The 5,926-nt window shown below is 57.4% G+C and carries 8 protein-coding genes; 3 read left to right on the forward strand and 5 right to left on the reverse strand.

Translation table 11 applies throughout. From position 1 onward, the window contains the following. From SMC5_RS03435 to SMC5_RS03455, 5 genes are all read right to left on the reverse strand, one after another. Positions 1 to 461: chromate transporter (locus SMC5_RS03435; protein ID WP_133299155.1), on the reverse strand; the 461-nt coding region annotated here is incomplete at its 3' end. Further along, entirely contained in the window at positions 458 to 1,075 is a 618-nt protein-coding gene (locus SMC5_RS03440; protein WP_119119598.1) for a chromate transporter, read from the reverse strand. The genes SMC5_RS03435 and SMC5_RS03440, both read right to left, overlap by 4 nt. 76 nt (positions 1,076 to 1,151) lie before the next feature. Next, on the reverse strand, positions 1,152 to 2,126 hold the full coding sequence (pta, locus tag SMC5_RS03445) for a phosphate acetyltransferase (protein ID WP_119119599.1): 975 nt from the start codon (positions 2,124 to 2,126) through the stop codon (positions 1,152 to 1,154). Positions 2,127 to 2,231: 105 nt separating this feature from the next. Continuing rightward, positions 2,232 to 3,137, reverse strand: coding sequence for a hypothetical protein (locus tag SMC5_RS03450; protein WP_119119600.1), 906 nt, complete (start codon positions 3,135 to 3,137; stop codon positions 2,232 to 2,234). A 34-nt stretch (positions 3,138 to 3,171) separates the two neighbouring features. Beyond that, positions 3,172 to 3,717 (reverse strand): RNA polymerase sigma factor, encoded by a 546-nt coding sequence (locus SMC5_RS03455; protein ID WP_165846208.1) that lies wholly within the window; start codon positions 3,715 to 3,717, stop codon positions 3,172 to 3,174. A gap of 314 nt (positions 3,718 to 4,031) precedes the next feature. Here SMC5_RS03455 and SMC5_RS03460 point away from each other — a divergent pair, with 314 nt between their 5' ends. The 3 genes from SMC5_RS03460 to SMC5_RS10625 form a co-directional block, all read left to right on the forward strand. Continuing rightward, on the forward strand, positions 4,032 to 4,592 hold the full coding sequence (locus tag SMC5_RS03460) for a hypothetical protein (RefSeq protein ID WP_126869130.1): 561 nt from the start codon (positions 4,032 to 4,034) through the stop codon (positions 4,590 to 4,592). A gap of 255 nt (positions 4,593 to 4,847) precedes the next feature. After that, positions 4,848 to 5,519: a hypothetical protein gene (locus SMC5_RS03465; protein ID WP_126854924.1), complete on the forward strand. Its 672-nt coding sequence runs from the start codon at positions 4,848 to 4,850 to the stop codon at positions 5,517 to 5,519. After that, positions 5,516 to 5,926 (forward strand): hypothetical protein (locus SMC5_RS10625; RefSeq protein WP_165848953.1); only part of this gene is annotated, 411 nt, incomplete at its 3' end. The genes SMC5_RS03465 and SMC5_RS10625, both read left to right, overlap by 4 nt.

Raw genomic sequence — 5,926 nt, forward strand, 5'->3', positions numbered from 1 at the left:
TACTTCAGTATAAGCAAAAGAATGCCGAGTGCTGCGACGTATCCCCACCACGCGGGGATCCCGCCCCTGGCGATGGAATAGATCGCATAGGTGAGCAGGGCCAGCACGACTGGTTGCAGTCCGTCGAGAAACGCAGAGACCCAGCGGTTTGTGCGGAACGTGTGTGCGACGGTCGCGATGATGAGGATGATGATGAACGAGGGCAGGATGACACCCAGCGACGTGACCAGCGCGCCGGTGAGACCGCGCAGCTTGTACCCCACAAAGGTCGCCATGTTGATGGCAACAGGGCCGGGAGTGATCTCGCTGATGGCGACGAAGTCCAGAAACTCCTTCATGGGAATCCAGAGCAGATTGACGACCAGTTCTTTCTGCAGCAGCGGGATCATGGCCTGTCCGCCGCCGAACGTGAAGATCCCTATCTTGAAGAAAACGCCGAATAAGGCAAGGAAGCTGATCATGACATCCTCTTCCCAGCGGTCGGCGCTGCCTCATGTGGTTTGAACGCCTCGACGGCGAGGCCCACCAGGCCTCCGACCAGGATGAGCCAGATGGGGCTGACCTGGTGGACGAAGAACAGGATGCCGAGCGATGCTGCACATACGACAGCGGAGACAATAGTCCATTTCTGCCGCTTCCCCAGGTCGAGGACAATGGTGGCTATCTGTGCGACGACGCCTACGATAACGCCGGCAAAGAAGCGCTGGACCCAGACGTTGTCCTTGAAGCCGGGGAAGAAGACGGCGATGATGATGATGACGGCCACGGCTGGGATACTGACGCCCAGTGTGGCAAGGACGGACCCCAGGACACCGCCCTGCGTGTAGCCGACAAATGTGGCCATGTTGACAGCGATCGGGCCAGGCGTGACCTGGCTGATGCTCAGCATGTCATAGTACTCCTCATCCTTGATCCAGTGGTACTGGTCGACAAGATAGCGCTTCATCATGAGGATCATGGCGAACCCACCTCCGATGGTAAACGCCCCGATGACGAAGAAGATCCAGAACAGCAGAAGCTGTTTTCTGACTGGCGCGTGACCGGCTGTATATGTGATGAATTTCTTCTGTTCCATTCATTCCTCCGGAATCACGAAAAGGGCAGCACACGGCCGCCCCAGATTTCTATGTCGTATGAGCTAGTCCCTGCAACTACGCGTTCAGCAACGCAATGCAGCAGACGTCGCGAATGTCTTCGGGCGAGCAGCCGCGGGAAAGGTCGTTGGCCGGCTTGGCAAGACCCTGCGAGACGGGCCCGATAGCCTGAGCGCCCGCCAGCCGCTGGACCAGCTTGTAGCCAATGTTGGCGGCGTTGAGCTCGGGGAAAATGAAGACGTTTGCCTTGCCTGCGACCGGGCTGCCCGGAGCCTTGCGTTCACCGACGGAGGGCACATACGCGGCGTCGAACTGCAGTTCGCCGTCGAGCAGGAGATCGGGCGCCTTCTGGTGTGCCAGTGCAGTCGCCTCACGGACCTTGGTGACCATGTCGTGTTCCGCAGAGCCCTTGGTGCTGAAGGACAGCATCGCGACAGCGGGCTCGATGCCTGTCAGGGTCTTGTATGTCTTTGCAGTAGCGATAGCGACGTCCGCCAGCTGGTCGACGGTAGGGTCAGGAATGATGGCACAGTCGCCAAAGCCCAGCAGCTTGCCGTCGGGCATCACCATGAGAAACATGGAGCTGACCGTCTTGCAGCCAGGTGCGGTGCCGAGAATCTGCAAGGCAGGCCGCAGCATGTCGCCGGTGCTGTGGACCGCGCCAGTCACAAGCGCGTGTGCCATGCCGGTTTCCAGCATGCAGGTGGCGAAGTAGATCGGGTCGACCGACAGCTCGGCCGCTTTCTCGGACGTCATGCCCTTGGCCTTGCGCTTCTCATAGATCAGGGCGGCAAACTCGGCCGCCTTGGGTGATGTCTTCGGATCCACGATCTGCACCCCGGTCAGATCGACGCCCAGGCGGGTCGCGTTGGTGCGGATGGATGTCTCGTCCTCGACAAGGATGACGTCGGCCATTCCGCCGTCGACCAGCATCTGTGCTGCTTTCAGGGTACGCTCTTCATTGCCCTCGGGCAGAATGACGGTGCGGTGCAGAGCCTTCGCCTTGGCCCGTATTTCTTCCAGTACACTCATGTGTTCCTCCCGCAAAGGTTGACTACACCGAGCATTGTACCACGCCAGCGCTCAGCGTCCAGCGGGACGGCGAAACGTTCCGTGCTGTCCATTGCTGTTGTGTCTCTATGGCTCTGAGAGCACCACCTGAGGTCCAGGATCGTCGGTCAGGATGACGCCCGAGATGCCGGTCGTGTCCACAATGGCGATGACGCGCTGTGTGTCGATGTCGACGACCGCGGAAAGACTTGCGGTGTGTGAACCCGTAGTCTCAATGGGAACGGTCACAACCCGGTGCAGGTGTACGTAGCCACTGCTGAGGTCCAGCCTGGTGGGGTCATACGGGAGTGCTGGTTTCCCTTGCTGGCCTCCAGGGTACGGAATTACGTGCTGATAGATTGCTGCAGTCATAGGGTGTGCCTCGACGACCCGCCCTAGAGCTGCCACACTCACATCGCGTGAAGCGATTTCCTCACCGGTCGCCAGATCCTGCGCTGTCAGCGTACGTGCATCACGAGGGGCGATACGAACAACGCTTTCGGTGAGTGATGACGATTGTGACGACGAGGCGACAATGCCGACCACGCCATGCCCCGGCAGCAGAAGCAGGTGACCGGTCCCGCCCGCCAATTCGGCTCGCAACAGGCTGGTCCCGGCAACCTCGCGGACACTCGTCAGAAGCCCGCGTGGATCGCGACCGGTCAGCGAGGCAAGCGCCCGCTGCAATGCACGGGGAGCAGAGTCTGCTTCTACAGGGACCAGGCGTACAACGCCGGCGGGAATCGTCTGTGTCTCGTGGACTGCCGTTGCCATCGGTCGTGTCCAACGGTACCAGCCCGTGCCTGTAACCATGACGAGCACAACGATTCCCAAAGTACAGGATGTCCGTGCGACCACACGCATTCTGTGCCGCCGCTGGTCCAGACGGGCGATCAGGCGTGCAAGCGATGCCTCGGTGCGGGCATGATCCTCGGCCGGCTCCCAGTCTGTTGTCTCCAGCAGGTGCTCTATGTCTCTGTCATCTGTTTGCATGAGGTTGCCTCTCACCTATATAACGCACATGAGGTCAGATATCCGAAAGTTTGCGGCGCAGAAACCCATATGCATGATTGAGTGCTGCTGTCACTTTACGTGGATGACATCCCAGTTCACGTGCAACGTCCTTCGTCGCCATTCGCTGAACATGGCGCAATGTCACACACGCACACTCAAACGGGCTCAGCGAGCTGATAGCGTTCAGAATTTCTGGGGAATGCGCTTCGATATTCTTCACCGTGTCATCGTCAGGGTCGCTGCACGCGATGTCTGTGACGCCGAGCAGTCCTTCTCGTTTTCTCCTCCGTAGTTCGTCCATCGCACGGTTGCGTGCCACGCAGTATAGCCATGGCAGCAGAGGCCGGTGTGTCGAGGCGAGCCAGCCAAGGTGGCTGGTGAGCCGTGCAAATGTCTCTTCGGCAACGTCCTCGGCCAGGTCCCTGTCGTGCAGGATACCCAGAGCATAGGAGTAGATATGATGGTGATGACGGCCGTATAGGACTGCAAACGCACGCGAGTCCTCCCGTGCCAGTATCAGCAACTGCTGGTCGCTTTTCTCCTCCAGATTGGGTTCCACTCCCACCTCCACTACCAGCATATGCACGGGCAGTGCACAAAGCAACACAGCAATGAACCGGCCGACGGCACATCTGCTGCTTGGCCAAGCAATTAGCACGCAGACATGCTGGGAGGCTGTGGACGTGTCACCTCATGGGGCAACGCAATGGGAGCATGTATTGGTGGAACATTCGTGGTGATTCGGACATTTCGGACGATCTCCGTTATATAGATGAGAGGGGGCGAGATGGAGGTTTCAACAATGACCAACAACATCTCCTCCGGCGATACCACGTGGGAGATATGGGATACACGGTACTAGGGAGGCCTTCCTTGCGTAGACGGATACTTGTCGTTGTAATTGCAGTAATGCTTGGAGTCAGTGGTTGTGTAGCAGTTGCTCTTGCTCACACCTCACGACCTGCTGTCCATACTGACGGGTCCTCTCAGAGTTCTTTCTCGGACAGCGATATGGAGTATTTCCGTTCGAAGATTGCGGATTTTGGCATAGAACTCAAGCCCCTCGACGGGGTGCCGAGCGTTACCAAAGACACGGCCATTGCCATCGCGAGGCACGAAGTAGGCGGCGATAGGATCGCCAAGGACGCAGAACATATCACGGCCATGTACACGAGTCTCTCCGACTACCCCGCAGGCCCGGGCGAATCTCCCTTGACGTTGCCTGGAACAACCAGGATCATGAAAGACGTCCCCGTCTGGATCGTGACCTTTCACGGTGTACACATGCTCCACTCCGGTTCCTGCATGATTGATGCCAGTGGCAAACAGATTCCTTCGACCAGAGATCCGTATGTGTTCGGAGACACGAATGTCGTCCTCGATGCTGAGACGGGCGAAGTGCTCGAAGGCTTCAGCTACAATACCCCTTCGTGAGCGTGCGCTTGGAATGAGAAATTGGGGGGCCAATTTATGTACCAAAGTTCTCGCAGGTGAAATAAAGTCTTTGAAGTTCTGGTATTCTGGGCCTTCTGTCCTGCGGGTTAGCAAAAACATCGCCACCGCGTTACACTTGTAGTGGAGGGTATGATCTCCGCTGCGATGCCGTACGGATACGGCGCGCCGAGGGCTATGGAAACCGAGGTTCTGCGCACGGTGGCGTCTGTGGAACCTGGTTGCGAAGGAGAGGACATGAACGACGAAAGTGCACGCGCATCGCAGATCGGATTGATCCTTGGCAATGTCGTAGGCTGGTGGGCCATTCTTTGGACAGTGTTCAGGGGAACTACATACACTACCACGCTCAAGTCGACATGGAGCGGTTCTTCCCTATTGTCCATCGTTGACACAGTACTCGCGACCGTAGTGTCCTCGGTCGTCGCAGCCGTCGTCGTTATCATTGCTGTGCGGCATTTGCCTGTTGCACGACCTTTCCTGAGGAAGTTCGTCGCTCTTCTCCTACTCATGACCATGCTCAGCGGGGGATTTTATTTCTTCGCCACGATATCCCATGAGAAGAAGCTCTACAGCTCCTTATCCACTTCCTTGAATCAAGAGAACCAGCAGAATCCGACTACGCGAGTGTCTCCTCTCATAGAGGTACTCGGACTCCCATACTTGAGCATCGACGGCAGAGGCTGGCAGGGGATTGACCGGTCCGGTGCCCTCCTGACATTGATATATCCTTTTGCGTCTATGACTATCCTGCCTTGTTTTCTCCTTATGCTCATCACTCCTTCATTTCTTGCCCTGCCCGTCTTCTGGCTGTGTGTCGTGCTGAGCGTGTTGTATGTCGTATTACCTCGAAGAGCATGGAGATGGATGACGGATAGGGCAAAGCTGCTTCGGAAGGGGAGGGCATGAATTCACCTAGATTGGTCAGGCTCGTCGGTATTGGCATAGTCCTGCTACTTGTTGTCGCTGCTGGCGGATACTCTCTGTATCGAGCGCGCGTAGCCTCTTCTCGGGATAAGGTGGACGCCAATGCGATCCGCCAGGTTGTCGGCGAATTCGGCGCGCGCCTCAGAAATATACCGACTTATCCTCTCCATGATCTGGAAGATCTGGCTGCGAAAGAAGGTATCGGGGTACGCACTATCAATGGAATCAAGGTATTCCACACAAAGGACGGGCGAGACCTCGAGATGTCCACGACCTCCGACGGAAGCGACTGCGTTGTAGATCACGGAGAAGTCATGCTGCTTAAATCAGCGCTTCAGTGGCAGCTGAATCTTCCGATAACCGGCGAGATAGCTTCGAGCGCTGAAGAT

The sequence above is a fragment of the Candidatus Cryosericum odellii genome (assembly GCF_003570935.1).
Lineage (GTDB): Bacteria > Caldisericota > Caldisericia > Cryosericales > Cryosericaceae > Cryosericum > Cryosericum odellii.

Bases quoted from the DNA above. Each gene is read 5' to 3' on its own strand.
- SMC5_RS03440 (WP_119119598.1), bottom strand. From the start codon at position 1,075: ATGGAACAGAAGAAATTCATCACATATACAGCCGGTCACGCGCCAGTC.
- pta (WP_119119599.1), bottom strand. From the start codon at position 2,126: ATGAGTGTACTGGAAGAAATACGGGCCAAGGCGAAGGCTCTGCACCGC.
- SMC5_RS03450 (WP_119119600.1), bottom strand. From the start codon at position 3,137: ATGCAAACAGATGACAGAGACATAGAGCACCTGCTGGAGACAACAGAC.
- SMC5_RS03465 (WP_126854924.1), top strand. From the start codon at position 4,848: ATGAACGACGAAAGTGCACGCGCATCGCAGATCGGATTGATCCTTGGC.